This is a genomic window from Paraflavitalea soli (genome assembly GCF_003555545.1).
Classification (GTDB): Bacteria; Bacteroidota; Bacteroidia; order Chitinophagales; family Chitinophagaceae; genus Paraflavitalea; species Paraflavitalea soli.
The window spans coordinates 6,288,757-6,312,506 of sequence record NZ_CP032157.1; the positions used below are offsets into that span (position 1 = coordinate 6,288,757).

A 23,750-nucleotide genomic window follows, 5' to 3' on the forward strand; every position below is an offset into this window, starting at 1 on the left:
TTTATTTCCACCGTCTCCTGGTGCACATTTCCCCGCCTCACCATAACAAATTATAGTAACTTACTATTTGTTCCGTCCCCTCATGGCTCAACAATAACCTTTGATACACAAATATCCATGAAGACATACAGACCTATATTGTTTGTGATCTCCATCGTCCTGGCCGGGGTAACTTTCTTCATCTGGTCGGCCTGGCAGGACCGCCTTCGTGCCGGCAACTCCCAGCAACAGCTCACCCACAACAATAAGGTCATCCAGGCATTCGACAGCGTTCAAATTCTCATTACCTCCAAAGAATCTGCTGTAAGAGGTTATACGATCACCGGCGATTATGTGTTCATTGCCCATTTGACCCATTACAATAAGATTATACAGAATAGCCTGGAAGAAGCCGGCAGATTAATAGCCGACAACCCGCAACAAGTAGCCCGCTTGCAGGAACTCGTACAACTGGTCAATGAAAAGGATCGGTTTCAGCAACAGATCATCCAGGCACGTAAAAGCTCCTTCGAAGAGGCCCTTCAACTTACTTCCAGCCTCAAAGGCAAAAACCTCATGGACAAGATAGCCGCCGATCTGGCGCAGATGAAGGCCGACCAAAACAAACTACTCCAGGCCAGCATTCTTCGCAATCACGAGGCAGGCCGCCAATCGCTGCAAACAGCCATCATCGGAGCACTTACTGTCCTTGTCTTTATTGCCATCCTGTTATTCCGCCTCAATCGTGATATACAACTCCGCCGCAAAGCAGAAGGTGAACTGCTGAAAAGCGAAGCCAAATACCGTGAATTTGTGGAAAATGCTGGCGTGATCACCTACACGGCCGACATCACCGGTACCTTTACTTTCATTAGCAAACAGGTCGAGACCTTAACAGGGTATACGCCGGAAGAAATGCTGGGCAAACATTTTTCATCACTCATCCCGGCCGAATGGATACCCCATGTGGCTGCCCAATATGAACAGCAGTTCATCAACCGCACCCGCGAATCCAACCTCATTTTCCCCATTACTTTCAAAAACAATGGTATTCGCTGGGTAGAACAAGATGCCATCCTGCTGGAAAAAGATGGTAAGGTCACCGGCTTCCAGTGTGTAGTAAAAGATGTTACCGAACAGGAACTGGTAAGACAGAAATTGCAGAAAATTGAAGCCGAACAAAAAGAATATCAATACCGCATTCAGGCCATCCTCGACAATGCCCCCCTCATGATCTATGTAAAAGACCTGGAAGGGCGATACCTGCTGGTGAATAAACAATGCAGGGAAATATTTGGCCTCACGGATGACATGGTGATTGGTAAAACGGTATTCGATGTACAGGCTAAAAAAAGCTCCGCTGAAAGATATTTTGAAGCGGATAAACAGGTCATCAAAACAAGAAAGCCCGTAGAACTGGAAGAAGTATTGCACCTGGCCGATGGCGACCGCCACCTGCTGACCATCAAATTCCCCCTGTTTGATAAAGACAACCAACTGCTGGGAGTTAGCGGTTTTATGAAAGATATTAGCGAAATGGTCAAGTCCCGACAGGAGATGATCCTGGCCCGCCAAAAGGCGGAGGCCGCAGAAACACTGCAGGAACAGTTCCTGGCCAATATGAGCCATGAAATACGCACGCCTATGAATGGCATCATTGGCATGACGAATCTCCTGATGCAAACCCCGCTCTTGCAACACCAGCAGGAATACGTGCAAATGATCAAACAATCTTCCGACAACCTGCTCGTACTGATCAATGATATTCTCGACCTGTCCAAGATCAAAGCTGGCAAGATCAGTATTGAAAAGATACCGTTCAGCCTGGGCGACATTATCAAAAACCTCAACGGTACTTTCAAGATCAAAGCAGGGGAGAAAGCACTTAATTTTTCTACGCTCGTACAACCGGAAGTGCCGATGTACCTGGTAGGCGACCCCCACAGGCTTGGTCAGGTATTAACCAACCTGCTGAGCAATGCCATTAAGTTTACCGAAAAAGGCTACGTGACACTGGAAATAAATGTGCAGCAACAAGGCAGCCAGGAAGTAACCCTTTGCCTGCAGGTAAGTGATTCAGGCATTGGCATCGATACCAAACAGCTAGCCCTTATCTTCGAAAGTTTCTCCCAGGCTTCCTCTGATACTACCAGGCGCTTTGGCGGCACAGGTCTTGGCCTTGCCATCACCAGGCAATTGGTCGAACTGCAGCAGGGTAGTGTGCATGTGACCAGCAAACCCGGTGCCGGTACCACCTTTACTATTTTGCTTCCCTTTGGTATCAGCACAGCGCAGGAAGTACAGGGTAATGTGAAACCAGTAATGCAGCCCCATGATCTGGAAGATTATTCCGGCAAACATGTGCTCATCGTAGAGGACAATGATGTGAACCAACGGGTATTGAAATACAATCTCGAACAGTATAACCTCAACGTTACCGTCGTTGACAATGGTAAGGAGGCTATCCGGTGGCTGGAAAAAAACAAGACCGACCTCATTATGATGGACCTCCACATGCCCTTAATGGATGGCTTCCAGGCTACCGATTATATCCGCAGACAACTACACCTTCCGGTGCCCATTGTTGTCTTAACCGCCAGCGTGCTGCGCAATGAACGGCAACGTTGCCTGCAGATAGGCGCCAATGATTATGTGGCCAAGCCATTTGCCCCGGAAGAATTACGCCGCTGCCTGGAGAAATTCCTGTTGAATCGTGAAGGAGAAGTGATGGATCACCGGGCCATCACCACCTATGATGCAGTTCAACCGGTCTTTGATCTTTCTGTATTGCTGCAGTTAAATGATAACAACGTCATCAAAGAGATCTACAAAGTATTTGAGACCATGGTGCCCTCCGGCCTGGAAGAAATGAAACAACTGGCTATTAAAGAAGACTGGCAGGCCGTATTTGAATTGGCCCACAAGTTGAAAAGCAGCCTCAGTATCATACAGGTGAAGGACCTGCATTCGAAAATGGCTACTATTGAATCCAATGCACGCTCTCAAAAACAGCTATCCGAAATACTGCCCATGATCAATGAGTCAATAGCCGCCTACTACCACGTAGCTCCCATGATCAAAATGGAAATTGAAAAAGACCTGGTATGATCACCAAAGGCCAAACAGGCCATTGTCTGGCAAGCCGAAAAACAAGCCATCCTCCCGTTGCTCTATGGGATAGGTCTTCAGGTAATATCCTTCCCCACTGGTATTGCGGCCATTCTTCACACTGAATTTATAGCGGTGCAGCGGACATACCACATTGCCCACTGCATCAATATAGCCATCGGCCATAATACCGCCGGCGTGTGGACATTTATAGGCAAAGCCAAACCACTCCTGCTGGTATTTACCCACACATATTTTCCTGCCCTTCACTTCTATTACGGCAATATGACTATCACTCATAGATAGCTCAGTCTCTGCTTCCGCAATCTTGTGCCAGTTGTATTGCTTCTCAGCCATAGAGCAGGTATGAATTACAGGTAGGTGGTCTTGTAAGGATAACGGATCGTGTAAAGCTCTTTTACTTTGGTGAGGATTGTATTCCTGAGTTCTTCCAGGTTCCTCCTTTCCAGCGCAGAGATGAAAACACAATTGCCCTGAAGGGTATTCTCCCAGCGTTCTTTCAGCTCTTTAATGATCTCCTGCTTTACTTCCTCTTCCAGCCAGGGGTCAAACGTATTCTTCTCATACAGATCCATCTTATTGAAGATCGTGATCACTGGCTTGTCATAAGCGCCCAATTCTTGCAGGGTGCTATTGACCACGTTGATCTGGTCCTCATAATGCGTATGTGAAATATCTACTACATGCAACAGGATGTCTGCTTCCCTTACTTCATCCAGCGTGCTTTTAAAACTCTCCACCAGGTGGTGGGGCAGCTTGCGGATAAAACCAACGGTATCACTCAGCAGGAAGGGAGTCGTTTCAAATACTACCTTGCGTGTAGTGGTTTCCAGCGTGGCAAATAACTTGTTTTCTGCAAACACATCGCTTTTACTCAGCAGGTTCATGATCGTAGATTTTCCTACGTTGGTATAACCCACCAGCGATACCCGGATAAATTCTCCCCGGTCTTTACGTTGTACAAAAGCCTGCTTGTCGATCTCCCCCAGCCGTCTGCGCAGCAAGGCGATCTTGTCTTTTACAATACGACGGTCAGTTTCGATTTCCGTTTCACCAGGTCCCCGGGTACCGATACCGCCTCCCAAACGTTCCAGGTGACTCCACATCCCTTTCAGGCGGGGTAGCAGGTATTGGTATTGCGCCAGCTCTACCTGCGTTTTGGCCTGTGCTGTCTTGGCCCGGCGGGCAAAGATGTCCAGGATCAGGTCAGATCGGTCAATAACCTTTATCCCAAGCGCCTTTTCTATATTGGTGATCTGTGAGCCCGTAAGCTCATCATCAAAAATGATCAGGTTGATGTCTTTTCCCGTCACAAAGTTCTTGATCTCCTCCAGCTTTCCCTTTCCCAGGAAGGTTTTACTGTCGGGGTGCGGCAGCTTCTGGATATACCGCTTTACCGCCGTAGCCCCGGCTGTTTCTGCCAGGAAAGCCAGTTCTTCCAGGTATTCTTTTACCTGCTCTTCCGTTTGCGTTTTGTATACCAGCCCCGCCAGTACCGCTTTCTCCTCTTTTTCGATAATGTTCTTGTTCTCTAGCAACGATTAAAATTTTGTGAGTGCAAAAATAACCATAATAATCTCAAAGCCCGCGACTTCACCTGCCTGCAGCACTACAAACTACGTTCCTTACAGGTTTGCCTTTATTCCTGCGACCGAAGCATCCGCTGACTTCCTCCAGGTTCGAAAGGGTGGAAAACAAAAAAGGAAACAGTATTTACTGTCTCCTTTCAATATTTTTTGTCTTCTGTGAGATCCTTCAGATCCTGCCATCCGCGATTACAATCCACTCAGCGTCAAACCGATCTGGAAGGGCCGGACATCCGGGCCAAAGCCTTCTTTGATAAAGGCATTTACCTGGTAGCTGCCATATAGGCTCAACGCGCCATAGCCAATGCGGCCGGTAACGCTCAAACGGGTACTATTGAAATATCTTTTGGATTTCTCTTTCAGCGTATAAGCATTGATGGTGTTGCCGCTTCTGTTCTGCCACGTCTTTCCTTTTACACTGGCGCTCATCATGGTGCCGATCTTACCACCGACAGCAATTTTCCAGCTTTTGTTGGTATTCTCGGGGTTGGAAACGAAACGCAATTCAACCGGTGCTTCCAGGAAGGTAGTAGCCAGTTTATATTTCTTAAAATGGTTGGTATCGGCCACATTCCTGAAGCCAAGGGTATTGGCCCTACGCCCGGTAATGTCGATCTCTGTTTTATCGAAGAACATATTGTCTGTGCCTACACCTGCACCGATACCTACGCTAAAGCGGGGATCGCTTTTGAAAGGCAGGTCAAACATGAAATAAGCATTGAAGCTGCGGGAAAGTCCTTTGGTGTTGATCGTATCCGGTATCTGCGACCAGCCATTGTATCCCAACTGAAACATGAGGTGATCATTGGGCCGGTTGGAAAGCTTGACCTTACTCCAGTCTTTTTTCTTCTTCTTAGTAGTTACAGTAGTGGTCGTAGAGTCCTGGGCCATAACAGCAGTCATAGAGGCCAGGGCAACGAAAAGCGTCAGGATTTTTTTCATACCAGATAAATAATTGATCAAATGTATCCTACCAACGGTTAACGAAAGGTTAAAGAAAAAACTCACAGCATTTTTGCTGTGAGCACTAATTTAAAGATGTGGTGTGGCCTGATGTGAATTTTTCTGAATAAGTTGTTCTACCCGTATCCTGCTTTTCCAGCCTTTAAGCTGTCGTTCCCTTTTGAGGGCAGCTGTTTTGTCAGGATGAAGCTCTGTGAAACGAATCGACCAATCGGATGCCTTACCTGTAAATCCACTGTGATTACATTGGTGTTTGCGCAATCTTTCCTCTACATTTTCTGTAACACCAATATAATACTTGTCCAGTTTTTCAGAATATAGGATGTACACAAAAAAAGCCATCCGGCAACTATTAATGTGGGCCCTGTTGGTATCGAACCAACGACCCCCTGATTATGAGTCAGGTGCTCTAACCGACTGAGCTAAGGGCCCCTTCTCCTTTCGGAGAAACTATTTCAAATAAAGAACTATTAAACTTAACGACCCTCCCGACTTTCAGTCGGGATGCTCTAACCGACTGAGCTAAGGGCCCCTCTCCCAGAGGAGAAAATATTTAAAAGAAAGAACTGTCTACAATACACCGGAATTTCCAGCGAGTGGCAAAATTATAGAAATTCAGTAACTATGGGGAAGAAATCTGCTTTATTTTTTGATTTACCTTGTGCAGGCAGCAATGCTGCAGGATACTTGGTCTTTAAATAGCCGGTTGCTATGTCTAAGCTTGCTAATATCAAGGAAATACAGCGTCGTATAGCCTTATATGACGACGAAGTTGCTTATAAAGAGCTGTTCTGTCTCTTTTATAAGCCCCTGCTCCGGTTTGCGTATACCTTTTGTCATGCCCATGAAATGGCCGAAGAGATCGTTTCAGATGTTTTTATCAGCATATGGCAGCGCCGCTCCCACCTCGACGACATCAATAACCTCAAAGTATACCTCTATATAAGTACCAAAAATATGGCCCTGAAATACCTGCTCAAACAGCAAAAGCAGGTGTCTATTACCATCGACGATCTCCAGGTAGAGCTGGAAAGCCAGTATAATAATCCCGAACAGCTCATGATGACCGCCGAAATGCTGGCCCGGGTAGAACAGGCCATTACCCACCTTCCCCCCCGTTGTAAATTGGTCTTTAAACTCATTAAAGAAGACGGCCTGCGGTATAAAGAGGTAGCCGAAATCCTTGGCATCTCTGTCAAAACCATTGACAACCAGCTGGCTATAGCCCTTGGCAAGATCGGCAAGGCCCTCAATGTAAACCTCAAAAAGATCGTTCGCTTCTAAAAAATTCAACTCTTCTGTAAAAACGCCAGTGCAGGTAGCAGCGCTTTTCAGGCTCCTGAAAATTCCCGCTATGGGCTAATGGGGTCTGCTTTCCCTTCAACTGATCACTCCACAAACTTTTTTTTCAAACGCTTTAGGGGATTCCCCTAAAACGCGGCTCCTTATTTAGATAACAACCAAAAACAACCAGGCAAGCAACCACCTTATGTCGACTGAACGCATTTGGGAACTGATGGCGCGGAAGCTCGCGGAAGAGGCCTCTGATGAAGAATTAGGAGAGCTGGAGCAATTGTTACGTACCCATCCCGACCTTCATTTCCCTATCCAGACTATTACCGATCTATGGCAACAGCCGTCGCAGCCTGCCGACCAGGTTTCCATAGAAACGGGCTATCACCAACACATTGCACGCATGCAGGAAATGGGTATTCTAATCGGCCAGGCGCCGGATGACAATGCTTTATTGCTGGAGGGTTCGCGCAAGCCTTCCCGGCGCCGTTTCATGTCATGGGCCGCAGTGGGTGCTGCCGCAATAGCTGCGGCATGGTTTTTTTATTGGCTGCAGCCTCCTGCGTCCGTTAAAACACCGCTCCTGGCCGAAAAAAGCCCGCTTAGTGAGATAATCACCCGGCAGGGCTCCAGAACCAAGGTGCAATTGCCCGATGGTACCCATGTATGGCTTAATGCCGGCAGTAAATTGATCTATGATAAAGACTTTAACGGCTCCAAACGTGAAGTAACACTCACCGGTGAAGGGTACTTTGATGTAGTAAGAAACGAAAAGAAGCCCTTTATCATCCACACCGTTAAAATGGACGTAAAAGTGTTGGGTACTCAATTCAACGTAAAATCATATCCCAATGATAAGACCACCGAAGCTGCCCTCATTCATGGCAGCATCGAGGTTTCGCTCAAAGACCGGCCAGCCCAAAAGATCATCCTCAAGCCCAATGAAAAGATTGTAGTGGCCAATAAGGATACCTTATTGACCAGCGAAAATAATACACGGCCCCGCGGAGAAGAAACCGAGCCCCTGGTGGTGATCAGAAACCTTACCTACCAGAAAAAAGACAGTTCTATTCTGGAAACTTCCTGGCTGGAAAATAAGCTGGTTTTTGAAAACGAATCCTTTAAGGAATTAGCACTGAAAATGGAACGCTGGTATGGGGTGTCAATAAACTTTAAAGATGAAAAGATGGATACCCTTCACTTTACCGGCGTATTTGAAAATGAAACCATCGAAGAGGCAATGCGCGCACTTAAAATAACCGGTTCCTTCAACTATAAATTTCAGGGTAAAACGATCATGATATCTCGATAACGATTACTAACGAAAATTAAAACTGCCAATGGTTCAAGCCAATAGTACTTAAAAATGTATAAAAAAAACAGGATTCCGTTGACGCGGAACCCCGTTGTAGTTGAAAAAAGTCTCGGTACACTCCAACCCTCGGAAAGTTGATGTTACCATTTGTTAACCCTTTTCAATGCTTAAAGTATGAAAAAAATAAGGACTTTTCCCGATTTCCTCGGGAAGCCTAACCTTTTAAAGCTTGCATTTATCATGAAATTAACGGTTGCCATTCTCCTGGTCAGTTGCCTGCATGTGTCAGCCGGTGTTTACTCCCAATCGCGGGTCACCCTAAACATGCAATCTGCCGACATTAAAAAGGTATTGTCGGCCATCGAAAAAAAGACCAACTATCGTTTTTTATACAATCAAAGTCTGCTCCCGGCAGACCAGAAAGTCAACGTCACCGCTATTAATGAAGAAGTGCTATCCGTGATCAACAGGATATTGCAGAATACTTCTTTAACCTATGAAGTTCTTAACTCGAACCTGGTAGTGTTGAAGAAAATGAATACAGTACTGCTGCAAGCCCAGATCACTGGTCGTGTTACCGATTCAACCGGCGCTCCCATAACCGGCGTGTCGGTACGGGTGAAAGGCAGTAACGCCGGCACTTCCACCGATGCCAACGGTGCTTTTTCCATTACCGTGCCCGACAATGCTACCCTCGTCTTTTCCTCTGTTGGGTATACTACCAAGGAGGTGGCCGTTGCCGGTCAAACGACTATTAATGTAACCCTCGAGGCCACCAATACACCACTCGACCAGGTGATCGTAGTAGGCTATGGCACCCAACGCAAAATTGATGTTACCGGTTCCGTGGCCAATATAAAGGGCGAGGAAATATCCAAGCAGGCCTCTGTTAACCCCATCAGTGCTTTACAGGGTAAAGTGGCCGGGGTACAAATTACCAATTCAGGTGCACCCGGTGCTTCTCCGGAGATCAGGATACGTGGTGTGGGAACTGTTTTTGGAAGCACCAGTCCTTTATATGTAGTAGATGGTGTGTGGTTTGATAATATCGCCTTCCTCAATCCGGCTGATATTGAAAGCTTGAGTATCCTGAAGGATGCCTCCAGTGAATCCATATATGGTATCAGGGCCGCCAATGGTGTGGTGCTCATTACCACCAAAAAAGGGAAAGCAGGCAAACCTGTTATTAATTATAATGGTTATGTGGGCTACCAGAAAGTGACCAACCAGATCGAAATGGCCAATGCCAATCAGTATGCCACCATGATCAATGAAAAAGAAGGTACACAGGTACTTGACCCGTCTAAATTTGGAGAAGGCACCGATTGGTACCACCAGGTGCTTAGAAATGCCATCATCACCAACCACCAGGTATCTATATCAGGAGGGGCCGATAAATCCAATTATGCGGTTTCTTTTGGCTACCTCAACCAGGACGGTATTGTAGAAACAAACAACTACCAGCGCTATACCATCCGCCTGCAACAGGAATTCCAGGTGGCAGCCCCCCTTAAAATGGGCTATACACTGACGGGTGCCTATAGCAAATCCGATGATATTGATGGCGCCATATTCCGCCAGTTGTATACAGCCTATCCTGTATTGCCTGTTTACTATGCCGATGGTTCCTATGGCGATCCCGGTGATTTCCCGCTGGGCGATGGCGCCAAATACAACCCACAGGTGACCATTGACTATTTTGACCAGGATACAAGACAATACCGCGCTACCGGAAATGTATTTGCCGAACTGAAAATCGCTAAATACTTCACTTTCCGTTCCAGCATCGGGGGCGAATATACCGATCAGAATATCCGCAACTACCGTCCTGTTTATAACGTAGGGCCCAGTTTGCGCAATGACATCAGTCTCCTTACCCTGACCGATGAACATACCCGCAACTGGATATTGGAGAATACCCTTACCTACGATAGGAAATTTGGTGACCACACCATAAAAGTACTGGGTGGCCAGGGAGCTCAATCCTACCAGTTTACCAAGCGCATTGGATCAGCCCAAAATGTACCCAATGGCCGCAACTTCGAATACCTGACCCTGGGTACCAACCGCTTCGTACAGGATGCTGATTATCCCAACTATCCATTGAAGAGCACCATTGCGTCTTACTTCGCCAGGCTGAACTATTCATTTCAGAATAAATACCTGCTTACAGCATCATTCCGGGCCGATGGTTCTTCCAAGTTCTCCGGCTCCGACAAATGGGGTTATTTCCCGGCCGTAGGCATAGGCTGGGTGATCAGCAAGGAAAGCTTTATGGAATCGCAGGATCTTTTCGACAACCTCAAGCTGCGGGCCAGCTGGGGCCAGGTAGGAAACGCCTCTGTTCCGGCTAACTTGTCTGTTCAGTCCGTGACCCAAACGCCACAACTGATCGCCAACTTTGGCGGTCAAACCTATACCGGCGCCAGTATTGATAAGATTGTTCCCCCTACTACTTTTTGGGAAAAAAGTGTGGGTACTGATATCGCGATCGAAGCGGCTTTGTTGAAAAACAAGTTGAATGTAGAAGTGGGCTGGTACAACCGCAAAACCGAAGATGCCATTTTTGCCATTGATATCCTGGGTTCATTGGGTGTATCAGGAAGCAATATCGTTGGTAACCAGGCTACCTATCAGAACAGGGGTTGGGAGTTTTTAGTATCCTGGAAAGACAATGTGGCCAATGACTGGACTTATTCTGTGAGCGCCAACCTGGGCATTAATGATAATAAAGTATTATCTACCATTACCGGTAGCAATCCTATTTATGGTGGAGGCGCAGGCCTGGCCAATGGATCATTGGCTACCCGCACGGTATTGGGTCAGCCCATCGGCCATTTCTACGGATATAAAATAGCAGGTGTATTTCAAACTGATGCTGAAGCTGCTCCCTGGGGCGCCAAAGCAGGTGATTTTAAATTTGAAGACATCAGCGGCCCCGAAGGAAAGCCTGATGGTGTAATTGATGGTAAATATGACAGGGCCGTGCTGGGCAATCCCAACCCCCGGTACAGCTATGGTATAAATACCACTGTTACCTACAAGGACTTTGACCTGGCGCTGGATTTCCAGGGCGTGGCTGATGTAGAGGTCTACAATGCCAATGTAGGCTGGCGCTATGGTAATGAGAATTTCTCCAAAGACTTTTACGACAACCGCTGGCATGGGCAAGGTACTTCCAATAGCTATCCTTCAGCTAAAATAGGCAGTACGTACAATGCAAAACCCAGCTCCTTCTTTGTAGAGAACGGCAGCTATTTCAGGGTACGGAATATTCAGCTGGGCTACACACTTCCCACAGACCTCATCAACAGATGGCATCTTTCCCGGTTGCGTGTATTTGTCAATGCCCAAAATCCTTTTACCTTTTTCAATTACAAAGGATTCTCTCCTGAAATTATCGGTGGCGGGCCTACGGGCTCAGGTATTGATGCCAATGTGTATCCCTTGTCTGCTATCTACAACTTTGGCGTAAACCTTAGTCTCTAATTTCAAAATTGCATTACAATGAAACGAATCAAGTTCAATATAAAATCATCCGTCTTACTGGCAATAACTATTATTGCTGCTAATGGATGTAGTAAAAGTTTTATTGATGTTCCCCTGGAAGGCGCTCAGCCATCGGAGCAATTCTGGAAAAATGCCGAAGATGCTACCAAGGCTGTTAATGCCATGTACGCCTATACAAGGGCCTGGCCCATGGTAGGGTTTGCAACAGTTGCTGTGGAAAGTCTCGGATCAGATGATACTGAAAAAGGTAGTTCAACTGGCGACGCCTCCTACCTCGATGATTTTGACAACTTCACCGTTGGCCCCTCTTCCGCCAACTCATCCGGTCAGGTATATGATTTCTGGAAAGGTCAGTATCTGCAGATCAATTATTGCAACCAGATACTGGACAATGTTCCTGCGATAGAAATGGATGCCAACCTGAAAAACCGTTACCTCGCAGAAGCCAAATTCCTGAGAGCTTACAGTTATTTCCGGTTGGTAAGGGCTTTTGGTGATGTTCCTTTAAGACTGACTGTTCCCAAAGATGCGGCACAGTTCAATATTCCCCGTACTCCAAAGACCGAAGTTTGGGCCGCTATTGAAAAGGACCTTTCCGAGGCGGCGGCTGTATTACCTCAAAGCTATGGTCCTGCTGATGTAGGGCACGCAACCAAAGGAGCAGCACTGGCCCTCAATGCCAAAGTTGCCATGTACCAGAAAAAGTGGGACCAGGTGCTGGCACTTACCAACCAGGTAATGGGAATGGGTTATGACCTTTATGCTGATTACGAAAAACTATTCCGCATTCAGAACGAAAATAGCGTTGAATCTATTTTTGAAGTACAGGCCGCATTGATCCCGGATAATAAGGATGCTTCTAACTCACAATACTCCCAGATCCAGGGAGTTCGTGGTATGTCGCCCAGTATGGGATGGGGCTTCAATGTACCGACTGCTGATCTGGCGGCTTCTTATGAAGCGGATGATCCCCGGAGAGATGCCACCATTATTTTCAGGGGCGAAATAACGCCGCAGGGTGATGCCATTCCTGCCGCTGGCGATAATCCCCGGTACAACCAAAAGTCATATGTACCTCAGGCCCTGATGGTTTCCGGCTTTACTGAAGGCAGCCAGCAAAACTTCAGGGTGATCCGCTTTGCAGAAGTATTATTAATGAATGCTGAGGCCGCCAATGAATTAGGTGGCGCCAATACAGCCCTGGCACTCACCTCGCTCAACAGGGTAAGGGCAAGAGCCAGAGGTGCTAATCCAATAACGGTACTGCCTCCTGTTGTGGTTACCGATCAGGCCCAGCTGCGTGCCGCTATCTGGCGCGAAAGAAGGTCTGAGCTGGCCATGGAAAATGACAGGTATTTTGATGTCATCCGCCAGGGACGTGCAGCCACTTTATTCGGCCCCAAAGGTTGGAAAGCAAATAAGAATGAAGTGTGGCCTATTCCACAGGCAGAAATTGACATCAGCGCCGGTGTGTTAACACAAAATACCGGTTATTAAAATCAGCTCTTAAATTCATTGATATGAAACAGCAAAATTTTAAACCATTGCTCAGCGTCATGGCTGCTGGTTTATTGTTTACGTCTTGTTATAAAAAATTTGATGAGAGCAGCTATGCTCCCAAGCTTGAGATCGCCGGTTATACCAGTTCCAAGGAAATTGCACCCACCAACCTGGTAGCCTATTGGGCTTTCAATGGTAATCTCATTGACAGTGTTTCCGGTACTGCAGGTGTTAATACCGGCACCAGCTTCGCCCCGGGTTATAAAGGGCAGGCCATGCAAGGCGCCCTCAATAGTTATGTAATAGCTACTCCCGGTGCTTCTATTACCGGTATGCATAGTTTTACTGTTGCCTATTGGGTCAACAGCCCCTTGCATCCTGCAGGTATAGCAGGGTTGGTAACGCTCTCCAATAATTCCCAGTTCTGGGGTAATATCGAAATGTTCCTGGAGAATGGCGGCACGCTGGAAGCCATGAAGTTCAGGGCTAAAGTGATCAATAACGGTACCACGGAGATTGGTATTGATAAAGATGGTATTCCTAACTTTTATACCAAATGGAATCACCTGGCATTGTCTTATAACGAGACTACTTCCACTTTCAAGTTGTACGTGAATGGTTCCGTTTCCACTACCAAAACGGTAGCAGGATTAGGACCATTGAATTTTGTGAACAGTGGCAAGATGGTGTTTGGGGCCGATCAGTTTATGACATCACCCAGTCTCACCAGCGGCCATGGTGCTGAGCCATGGGCCAGTTATTTAACAGGTCGCCTGGATGAAGTAAGGATTTACAACAAGGCCCTTAGCGATGCTGATGTAAGTGCATTGGTATTGCTGGAAGGCAGAGGTAAATAATTGAACGATGGGGTATGAAAGAGGGAGTTGCTGAAACTGCCTCTTTTCATACCCTTTTATAGTTTATCGTTACCACATGGAAATTATTAATGATGAAATCGATCCCTGTTGTTTTATTGGGTTTAGTGCTACTGGGTATGGGTTGCGGCAAGGGCGGAAGCGATACGCCAGAGCCTCCACCACCACCTCCTCCATCTTCTTTCTCTTTTTCAGCGTTGAAAGTAGACGGCAGTTTTAATGGATTTTCTTATACCAGTACAAGCTACCGGCCTGTCTTGAAATTTTCCTTCTCCACAAAGGTTAACCAAGCCACCGTCAGCGGTGCGGTATCCTTCAAAGCAAATGCCGGAGCTGCTGTTCCTTATTCCATTGCCATGGAAAATAATGACAGCACGATAGTCATTCAGTCTGCCGGAAATTTATCACCACTTACCCGGTATACCGTATCAGTGGCTACCTCCCTCCAATCAAAAGACAATGGAAGCCTGCTATCGGCTATTGATGTAAACCTCTATACCAAAATTGATTCTTCCCGGAAGTTCCCCCAGATCACTGACGAGCAGTTGCTGGATAAAGTGCAGCAACAGACCTTCAAATACTTCTGGGATTTTGCCCATCCCGTTTCAGGCCTCGCCAGGGAGAGAAACACTTCCGGCGATATTGTCACCTCTGGTGGGTCGGGCTTTGGCATCATGGCCATGGTCGCGGCTGTCAATCGTGGGTTTATTACCCGCACACAAGGCCTTACCCGCATGCAAACCATCGTAGCCTTCTTAAAAAATACAGCGCAAAAATTTCATGGCGCATTTCCCCACTGGCTCAACGGCGCCACAGGGGCAGTAGTACCTTTCAGTACCAAAGATAACGGCGCCGACCTGGTAGAGACTTCTTACCTCATCCAGGGGCTGCTGGCTGCCCGGCAATATTTTAATGGTGTCGATGCGGCAGAAACAACCTTGCGTGCCGATATCAATACCATATGGAATGGGGTAGAGTGGAGCTGGTTCAGACAGAACAACCAGGATGTTCTGTACTGGCACTGGAGTCCCGATTATGCCTGGCAAATGAACCTGCCTATTAAAGGATGGAATGAATGCCTTATTACCTATATCCTTGCCGCTTCTTCCACTACGTCAGCGATTCCCAAATCAGTATATACAGGAGGATGGACCGCTAATGGCGCCAATGGTTTTACCAATGGCAATACCTATTACGGCCTTACCTTACCACTCGGACCAGCATATGGCGGCCCCCTGTTCTTTTCCCATTATTCTTTTTTAGGGGTTAACCCCAATGGACTTACAGATACCTATGCCGCTTACCAGTCGCAGGTAGTCAACCATTCCCGGATCAATTATGAATATTGCAAAGCCAATCCAAAGACTTATTTCGGATATAGCGACTCCTGCTGGGGCCTTACGGCCAGCGATATTGCTGGTGGTTATGCTGCCAGTTCACCGGCCAATGACCTGGGTTTCATTGCGCCAACAGCCGGGTTGTCATCCTTTCCCTATACGCCTGTCGAATCCATGAAGGCATTAAAGTTCTTTTATTATGTGCTGGGCGATAAACTCTGGAAGGAATATGGTTTTGTAGATGCCTTCTCGTTAAAAGACCCCTGGTTTGCCGATTCCTTCCTCGCCATTGATCAGGGTCCCATTATCGTAATGATCGAAAACCACCGCACTGGCTTGCTTTGGAACCTCTTTACCAGTTGCCCCGAAGTAAAAGCGGGCATGAAAAATCTTGGCTTTACAGCACCTTACTTATAATATTATTACGTGTATGAAGAACTTGATCGCACTTATAACATTGCCCATTGTTTTATTGGTGGGTTGTGCCTCTGCAGATAATAAGCCTGCTGACGACAAATCAACCACAGATACCCTGGCTGCCGATAATGGCGGCGCCGCCTTATCAGACTCGGCTTTGTTTCGCCTGGTACAACAACAAACCTTCCAGTATTTCTGGGACGGGGCCGAACCAACCAGCGGCATGGGCAGGGAAAGATTTCACGCCGACAATATTTACCCGGACAACGATAAAAACATCGTAACCAGCGGAGGTAGTGGATTTGGCGTGATGGCTATCCTGGTGGGTATTGAGCGTGGGTTCATTACCCGGGAGGAAGGAAGGGCAAGGCTGGAAAAGATCGTCGGCTTTTTGGAAAAGGCCGATCGCTTTCACGGCGCCTGGTCACACTGGATCAATGGCGAAACCGGAAAAGTAAAGCCCTTTGGTCAAAAAGACAATGGCGGCGACCTGGTAGAATCTTCCTTCCTGTTGCAAGGTCTTCTTTGTGTACGTCAGTATTTCGCAAAGGGCAACGAAGCAGAAAAACAATTGGCTGCCCGGGCCGACAAACTGTGGAAAGAGGTTGACTTTAACTGGTACCGCAATGGAAAGAACGTGTTGTACTGGCACTGGAGCCCCTCTTATGGATGGGAGATGAACTTTGCAGTACATGGATACAACGAATGCCTCATTATGTATGTATTGGCCGCTTCTTCTCCCACTCACGGTGTGCCTGCTGAAGTATACCACGAAGGTTGGGCCGAAAACGGGAAGATTGTAGCTAATCCCCCGCTCAAAACAGGAACGGATAGCATCACCTTTAAATACCAGCTGCACCTGCGTCACCAGGGCAATCCGCCCAACGGCGGGCCTCTGTTCTGGGCCCATTATTCTTACCTCGGTCTTGATCCGAGAGGACTAAAGGATAAGTATGCAGATTATTGGGAAGAAACAAAGAACCAGGCGCTGATCAATTACGAGTGGTGTGTGGCCAACCCCAAAAAATACAAGGGATATGGTCCGGACAACTGGGGCCTCACCGCCAGCTATTCGGTAGATGGCTATGCTGCTCATGCGCCGGACAACAAAAACGACCTGGGCGTTATATCTCCTACCGCAGCCCTTTCTTCTTTTCCCTATACACCCGATCAATCCATGGCAGCTATGAAGCATTGGTACACTACTATGAAAGATAAGTTGTGGGGACCTTATGGATTTTATGATGCATTCAGCGAAACTGCCAACTGGTACCTGCCCCGTTACCTGGCTATTGACCAGGGTCCCATTGTGGTGATGATGGAAAACCACCGCACTGGCTTGTTGTGGCAATTGTTTATGAGCTGCCCCGAAGTAAAAACGGGGTTAAAGAAATTAGGTTTTGAAAGCCCTTACCTGAAAGAGAAATGAAAAAGAAATATAAATTCTCCACAAGCAGCGCAGTAGCAAGGATGTATATGCATGTATGGCTTTTGTGTGTGATGATAGTGCTCTATGGATCATTTGAAGCCATACATGCCCAATCAAAACCGGCTACTTATTGCAATCCCATCAATATCGACTATGGCTACTCACCCATCCCCAATTTTAGTGAATGGGGCAGGCACCGTGCTACCGCCGATCCTGTGATCGTAAATTATAAAGGCGATTATTATTTGTTCTCCACCAACCAATGGGGTTATTGGTGGAGTAGTGACCTCAGTAACTGGCATTTTATTTCCCGCCGATTCCTCAAGCCCTGGCATAAAGTATATGATGACCTATGCGCCCCTGCCGTATGTGTAATGGGTGATACTATGCTCGTATTTGGCTCTACCTATACCAGCAATTTCCCCATCTGGATGAGTACCGATCCCAAAGCCAACCAATGGAAGGAAGCCGTCGATTCATTTGCGATCGGTGGCTGGGACCCTGATTTCTTCCCCGATGATGATGGTAAGCTGTACATGTACAATGGCAGCAGCAACAGGTACCCTTTGTACGGAGTGGAGTTAAACCGGAAAACCCTTCAGCCCATCGGCGCCCGGAAAGAAATGTACCTGCTGGAAGATTGGCGATATGGCTGGCAGCGCTTTGGTGAATACCTCGACAATACTTTCCTGGACCCCTTCATTGAAGGCGCCTGGATGACCAAACACAATGGTAAGTACTACTTGCAATACGGTGCTCCTGGTACCGAGTTCAGCGGTTATGCCGACGGTGTAGTGGTGGGCGATCATCCATTGGGTCCCTTTACACCCCAGCCCGATCCGTTTAGCTATAAGCCCGGCGGCTTTGCCCGGGGTGCGGGACATGGCAGTACCTTCCAGGACAACCAGCACAACTGGTGGCATATCTCTACCATCGCCATCTCTGTAAAGAATAATTTCGAGCGTCGCCTGGGATTGTGGCCGGCCGGCTTCGACAACGATGGCGTGATGTGGTGTAATACCGCCTTTGGCGATTACCCCCATTACCTGCCTTCCGCCGCTTCTCACCAGGGAGCCACAGGGGGAAACACGGGCTGGATGCTGCTCAATTACAATAAACCAGTAGCCGTATCCTCCACCCTGGCCAGCTATTATGCCAACTATGCGGTAGATGAGAATATCAAAACGTATTGGAGCGCCGCTACTGCCAACAAAGGCGAATGGATACAGACCGATCTCGGCAACCTCAGTACCGTCAATGCCATCCAGATCAATTATGCCGACCAGGATGTTTCCTTCCCCAAAGCGATGGATACCGTCTTCTTGGGCAAAACAGTAAGGCTGTACCACCAATACAAGCTCTACCATTCGGAGGACGGTAAGAAATGGAAACTCCTGGTGGATAAAAGCAACAACAAGACCGATGTGCCCCACGATTATATAGAGCTGGAACAACCCGTACAAACCCGGTTCATAAAACTGGAGAACATCCATATGCCAACCGGTAAGTTTGCGGTGAGCGGCCTGCGGGTGTTTGGCAATGGAAATGGCAGCAAGCCCGATTCCGTCAGATCCTTTATGGTGCTGCGTACGGAAAAAGACAAACGCAGCGCCTGGATCAAATGGTCGCCGGTCGACAATGCCTACGCGTACAATATCTATTTCGGCACAGCTCCCGGTAAATGGTACAATTGCATCATGGTGCACAATGTCAATGAATACTATTTTAAAGGCATGGACAGAACTTTGCCCTATTATTTTTGTATTGAATCTGTCAACGAAAATGGGGTATCTAAAAAAGCCCATATCATGAAAGTGGAATAGTAAATTTGACGATCTATTTTTTCAACCAACCAATATGCAACCAGTACAACGATCCCTTGTCCCAACGTTTATGTACCGTAGTCGTTTTTTTCCGGTGGCTCAAAGAGCGCTGTTTATGCTTGTTTTGCTCATATCCACCTGCCAGCTACAGGCTCAGGAAGGCCTTTGGGGTGAAATAAAAGCCTTTAAAAAACAGGACAGCCTGCAACCTCCTCCAAAAAATGCTATCTTGTTTGTCGGCAGCTCTTCCTTCCGTTTGTGGCATGATGTACAGACCGCCTTTCCGGCCTATACCATCATCAACCGCGGCTTTGGCGGTTCCACTTTACCGGATGTAATTCAGTATGCCGATGATATCATTTTCCCCTATCAGCCCAAAGAGATTGTGATCTATTGTGGTGAGAATGATATTTCTTCCTCCGATACCATCACCTCCAAGACCGTCTTTGCCCGCTTTGAAAAATTGTTTACCCTCATCCGTAAGAAACTGCCCAAAGTGCCCGTAGTCTTTGTGGCCATGAAGCCCAGCCCCAGCCGCGAGAAGTTTCACCAAAAGCTGGTGCAGGCCAACCTGCTGATCAAAAACTTCCTTTCCCGCCAATCCAAAACCGGCTATGTAGATGTGTATAAGCTGATGATGGAGAATGGGAAGCCCAATGAGAGTTTATATATAAATGACAGGCTGCACATGAATGCCAAAGGATACGCCATCTGGCAAAAAGCCATTCAACCTTACCTGATCAAATAACATTACCGGAAAGGATTAACCGGTATTATATAAAATAAGCGCATATGCTCAGAAAATTATGTACGCTTGCTATGCTGATAGCTTGCCTGCAAGCGAATGCCCAGCTGAACAAGGAGGTTAAAATGAACCAGTTCATTACCGCCCTCATGCAGAAGATGACACTGGAAGAAAAGATAGGCCAGCTCAACCTGCCATCCGTTGGTTTTGATGTGACAGGCCCTATATTGAGCCAGGGCGTGGAAGATAAAATTAAGAAGGGGCTGGTAGGGGGTGTATTCAATACCTACACACCAGTAGCCGTGCGCAAACTGCAGGACATTGCCGTCAATGAAACCCGCTTAAAGATACCCCTCCTCTTTGGTTATGATGTGATACATGGTCACCGCACCATATTCCCCATCCCCCTTGGCCTGTCGGCCACCTGGGACCCCAAACTGGTAGAGCGTACCGCCCGCGCAGCCGCTGATGAAGCTACTGCCGATGGGCTTAACTGGGCTTACTCTCCCATGGTAGACATTGCCCGCGATCCACGCTGGGGCCGTGTCAGTGAAGGAGCCGGTGAAGATCCCTGGCTGGGTTCACAAATGGCCCGGGCCATGGTAAAAGGTTACCAGGGTACGGATTATGTCCATGACAACACACTCCTGGCTTGTGTAAAGCACTTTGCTTTGTATGGTGCTGCAGAAGCCGGCAGGGATTACAATACCGTCGACATGAGCCGTGTGAAGATGTACAATGAATACCTGCCTCCCTACAAAGCAGCCATCGATGCAGGCGTAGCCACCGTAATGACTTCCTTCAATGAAATAGATGGTATACCCGCTACCGCCAATAAATGGTTGCTCACCGATCTGCTGCGCAAGCAATGGGGCTTCAAAGGAATGATCGTGACCGACTATACCGCCATCAATGAAATGATGGCCCATGGTATGGGCGATGCGAAGAAAGTAGGAGAGCTCTCCCTCAATGCCGGAGTAGACATGGATATGGTGGGTGAGATATTTCTGAATTATGGCGCCGACCTGGTGAAGTCAGGTAAAGTTTCACAAGCGGTGATAGATGCAGCCTGCCGCCGTGTACTGGAGCAGAAATACAAGTTGGGTTTATTTGATGATCCTTACCGCTATGTGAATGAAGCGCGCAATAAAACGGCGATCATGAATGCCGAAAAGATCCTGCTCAGCAAAGAAGCAGCCATCAAAAGCATGGTACTGCTGAAGAATGCCAACCAGGCCCTGCCGTTGAATGCTGCAAAGAAGATTGCCTTTATTGGCCCCCTCGTAAAGGATCAACGTAACCTCATCGGTAACTGGAGTGGCGCCGGCGATTATAAGAAAGCCGTCAGCATCTGGGCCGCACTGGAACAGAAGTTTGGAGCCGATAAGTTTTTATATGCCAAAGGTTGTAACCTGGTAGACGATGCCGGCTTGCGCAAAAGGCTCAACGACCATGATGGCCAGATCGTGCCCGATGAAAAAACGCCCGATCAGCTGATTGCCGAAGCGGTGCAAACGGCACAGCAGGCCGATGTAGTGGTAGCCGTATTGGGCGAAGCTTTTGGTATGACCGGTGAGGCTGCCAGCCGTAGCATGATCGGCCTGCTCGACAACCAGGTGGAACTCCTGAAAGCCCTGAAGAAAACGGGCAAGCCCATCGTATTGGTGCTCATGAATGGCCGCCCGCTCACCCTCTCCTGGGAAGACCAGAATATGGAAGCCATCCTCGAGACCTGGTTTGGTGGTACCCAGGCAGGCCCGGCCATTGCCGATGTATTGTTTGGCGAAGCCAACCCCTCCGGCAAGCTCAGCATGACCTTTCCCCGCAATGTAGGTCAGGTGCCCATCTATTACAATGCCAAGAATACCGGCCGTCCCTACGACGAGAACCAGAAATATACCTCCAAATACCTCGATGTGCCCAATTCGCCCCTGTATCCTTTTGGACATGGCCTTAGCTATACCACCTTTGGTTATGGAGATATTAAACTCAGCAAAACATCCATCACCCCAGCCGATAAATTGCAGGTTACCGTCAATGTGACCAACACCGGCAATGTAGAGGGTGAAGAAACCGTGCAGCTGTACATCCGCGACCTGGTGGGCAGTATTACCCGGCCCGTAAAACAATTGCGTCGTTTTGAAAAGGTAACACTCAAAAAAGGAGAGAGCCGCGAAGTAAGCTTTACCCTCACGGTGGAAGACCTGAAGTTTTTCAATAGCGACCTCAAATGGGTGGCTGAACCCGGCGACTTCCATGTATTTGTAGGTACCAATTCTCAGGAGGTGAAGCAAGCTGCTTTCAGTTTGAAATAACAGCAACCCAATCACGCATGCAATGAAGAATCGACACTGCCTGTTCTTTAGTATAGGCTTTCTGCTTTGCCTTACCGCCGGACAGGCTCAATCGACCGCCCGCACCAGGCCTATAAACATCATTTTCATACTGGCCGATGATCACCGGTATGATGCCATGGGATTCATGAATAAGATCAAAGGACTGCAAACACCCGGCATGGACCGCATGGCCAGAGAAGGCGCCCATCTGGCCAATGCTTTTGTTTCCACAGCCCTCTGCTCTCCCAGTCGGGCTTCTATTTTAACTGGTCAATATGCGCATACACATACCGTCGTGGACAATGAAGCCGCGTTGCCGGCCAACCTTACCTTCTTTCCCCAATACCTGCAGAAGAGCGGTTACCAAACGGCTTTCCTGGGCAAATGGCATATGGGCAATACCGACGATAAACCACAGCCCGGCTTCGATCATTGGGTAAGCTTCCAGGGGCAGGGTGTTTATTACAATCCTACTTTCAATATCAATGGCCAGCGGGTAAAACAGCCGGAAGACAGTTACACCACCGACCTGCTTACCGACAACGCCATCAACTGGCTCAACCAGCGCAATAAGCAAAAACCATTCTTTGTTTACCTCTCCCACAAGGGAGTGCATGCAGAGTTCAAACCCGCCAGGCGGCATGCTGGTAGATATGCCAACCTGCCGATCGTGTGCCCGCCTTCTATGTACCTAACTGCTACCGATAGCAGCAAAGTATATGGCGAAGTAACCGCCCCGGCCACTACCGTTAACTACAAAGACATTCCCCAATGGGTGCGCCGCCAGCGGTATAGCTGGCATGGGGTTGATTATATGTACCATGGCGATATCAGGTTCAACGACTTTTACCGCAATTACCTGGAAACACTGCTGGCCGTAGATGAAAGCATTCAGCGCGTATTGGATTGGGTGAAAGAACAAGGTCTGGAACAAAACACCATGGTGGTGTATATGGGTGATAATGGCTTTTCATTTGGTGAACACGGTCTGATTGACAAGCGCCATGCTTATGAAGAATCCATGCGTGTACCCCTTCTATGCTGGGCGCCAGGCTTTGTAAAAGCAGGTAGTGTGGTACAGCAGATCATTATGAATATCGACATTGCCCCTACCTTCCTGGAAATGGCGGGTATTGCCAAACCCGCCAATATGCAGGGCAGCTCTTTTGCTGATCTGCTATGCGGAAAGCAAATTCCCTGGCGTGATAGGGTCTTTTATGAATATTACTGGGAGGCCTCCTTTCCGCAAACACCCACCGTATTTGCCATCCGCACCAATCAATACAAGTATATTTATAATCATGGAGTGTGGGATATCAACGAGCTGTATGACCTGCAAAAGGACCCCTACGAAATGAATAACCTGATACGCGATACCAGCCTGCGGAAAACAGGCCAGCAGCTCAAAAAGGAATTGTTTCAGTGGCTGGAAACCACCAATGGCCTTCAGATCCCTCTCAAACAGCCACCGGGAAGAATTGATCACCAGTTCCGGAACACATACTAAAGCCAA

The 23,750-nt window shown here is 47.8% G+C and carries 16 protein-coding genes and 1 tRNA gene; 12 read left to right on the forward strand and 5 right to left on the reverse strand.

Annotated features, from left to right (window positions below; genetic code table 11):
• Window positions 1–117 precede the first annotated feature (117 nt).
• Window positions 118–3,087, forward strand: coding sequence for a PAS domain S-box protein (locus tag D3H65_RS24065; protein WP_119052754.1), 2,970 nt, complete (start codon window positions 118–120; stop codon window positions 3,085–3,087).
• Here D3H65_RS24065 and D3H65_RS24070 read toward each other — a convergent pair whose 3' ends face one another.
• The 5 genes from D3H65_RS24070 to D3H65_RS24090 all read right to left on the reverse strand — a co-directional run bounded on the left by D3H65_RS24070 (window position 3,088) and on the right by D3H65_RS24090 (window position 6,089).
• Window positions 3,088–3,444 (reverse strand): Rieske (2Fe-2S) protein, encoded by a 357-nt coding sequence (locus D3H65_RS24070; RefSeq protein ID WP_119052755.1) that lies wholly within the window; start codon window positions 3,442–3,444, stop codon window positions 3,088–3,090. It lies immediately after the preceding gene.
• 14 nt (window positions 3,445–3,458) lie between these two features.
• Window positions 3,459–4,646 carry a GTPase HflX gene (hflX, locus tag D3H65_RS24075; RefSeq protein WP_119052756.1) on the reverse strand — a complete coding sequence of 396 codons (1,188 nt, stop codon included), beginning with the start codon at window positions 4,644–4,646 and terminating at the stop codon, window positions 3,459–3,461.
• Window positions 4,647–4,883: 237 nt separating this feature from the next.
• On the reverse strand, window positions 4,884–5,636 hold the full coding sequence (locus D3H65_RS24080) for an outer membrane beta-barrel protein (RefSeq protein ID WP_119052757.1): 753 nt from the start codon (window positions 5,634–5,636) through the stop codon (window positions 4,884–4,886).
• 90 nt (window positions 5,637–5,726) lie between these two features.
• Window positions 5,727–5,999, reverse strand: a complete 273-nt coding sequence (locus tag D3H65_RS33585; RefSeq protein ID WP_119052758.1) for a GIY-YIG nuclease family protein — start codon at window positions 5,997–5,999, stop codon at window positions 5,727–5,729.
• Window positions 6,000–6,015: 16 nt separating this feature from the next.
• A tRNA-Ile gene (locus D3H65_RS24090) sits at window positions 6,016–6,089 on the reverse strand.
• 279 nt (window positions 6,090–6,368) lie between these two features.
• Here D3H65_RS24090 and D3H65_RS24095 point away from each other — a divergent pair.
• The 11 genes from D3H65_RS24095 to D3H65_RS24145 all read left to right on the forward strand — a co-directional run bounded on the left by D3H65_RS24095 (window position 6,369) and on the right by D3H65_RS24145 (window position 23,744).
• On the forward strand, window positions 6,369–6,941 hold the full coding sequence (locus D3H65_RS24095) for an RNA polymerase sigma factor (protein WP_119052759.1): 573 nt from the start codon (window positions 6,369–6,371) through the stop codon (window positions 6,939–6,941).
• Between the two features lie 205 nt (window positions 6,942–7,146).
• Window positions 7,147–8,262 (forward strand): FecR family protein, encoded by a 1,116-nt coding sequence (locus D3H65_RS24100; protein WP_119052760.1) that lies wholly within the window; start codon window positions 7,147–7,149, stop codon window positions 8,260–8,262.
• A gap of 243 nt (window positions 8,263–8,505) precedes the next feature.
• Window positions 8,506–11,754 carry a TonB-dependent receptor gene (locus tag D3H65_RS24105; protein WP_211345545.1) on the forward strand — a complete coding sequence of 1,083 codons (3,249 nt, stop codon included), beginning with the start codon at window positions 8,506–8,508 and terminating at the stop codon, window positions 11,752–11,754.
• Window positions 11,755–11,772: 18 nt separating this feature from the next.
• Complete coding sequence (locus D3H65_RS24110) at window positions 11,773–13,272, forward strand: RagB/SusD family nutrient uptake outer membrane protein (RefSeq protein WP_119052761.1); 1,500 nt, start codon at window positions 11,773–11,775, stop codon at window positions 13,270–13,272.
• A 23-nt stretch (window positions 13,273–13,295) separates the two neighbouring features.
• Window positions 13,296–14,132: a LamG domain-containing protein gene (locus tag D3H65_RS24115; RefSeq protein ID WP_119052762.1), complete on the forward strand. Its 837-nt coding sequence runs from the start codon at window positions 13,296–13,298 to the stop codon at window positions 14,130–14,132.
• An 89-nt stretch (window positions 14,133–14,221) separates the two neighbouring features.
• Window positions 14,222–15,904: a glucoamylase family protein gene (locus tag D3H65_RS24120; RefSeq protein ID WP_245999580.1), complete on the forward strand. Its 1,683-nt coding sequence runs from the start codon at window positions 14,222–14,224 to the stop codon at window positions 15,902–15,904.
• 13 nt (window positions 15,905–15,917) lie between these two features.
• Window positions 15,918–17,333, forward strand: coding sequence for a glucoamylase family protein (locus tag D3H65_RS24125; protein ID WP_119052763.1), 1,416 nt, complete (start codon window positions 15,918–15,920; stop codon window positions 17,331–17,333).
• Window positions 17,330–19,156, forward strand: a complete 1,827-nt coding sequence (locus tag D3H65_RS24130; protein WP_211345546.1) for a family 43 glycosylhydrolase — start codon at window positions 17,330–17,332, stop codon at window positions 19,154–19,156. The genes D3H65_RS24125 and D3H65_RS24130 overlap by 4 nt, the downstream gene beginning before the upstream one ends.
• Window positions 19,157–19,271: 115 nt before the next feature.
• The gene (locus D3H65_RS24135; protein WP_119054639.1) at window positions 19,272–19,904 is read left to right on the forward strand and encodes a GDSL-type esterase/lipase family protein; all 633 of its coding nucleotides are present in this window, start codon (window positions 19,272–19,274) and stop codon (window positions 19,902–19,904) included.
• A gap of 44 nt (window positions 19,905–19,948) precedes the next feature.
• Window positions 19,949–22,216 carry a beta-glucosidase BglX gene (gene bglX, locus D3H65_RS24140; protein ID WP_119052764.1) on the forward strand — a complete coding sequence of 756 codons (2,268 nt, stop codon included), beginning with the start codon at window positions 19,949–19,951 and terminating at the stop codon, window positions 22,214–22,216.
• 22 nt (window positions 22,217–22,238) lie between these two features.
• The gene (locus tag D3H65_RS24145) at window positions 22,239–23,744 is read left to right on the forward strand and encodes a sulfatase family protein (protein ID WP_119052765.1); all 1,506 of its coding nucleotides are present in this window, start codon (window positions 22,239–22,241) and stop codon (window positions 23,742–23,744) included.
• Window positions 23,745–23,750 lie beyond the last annotated feature (6 nt).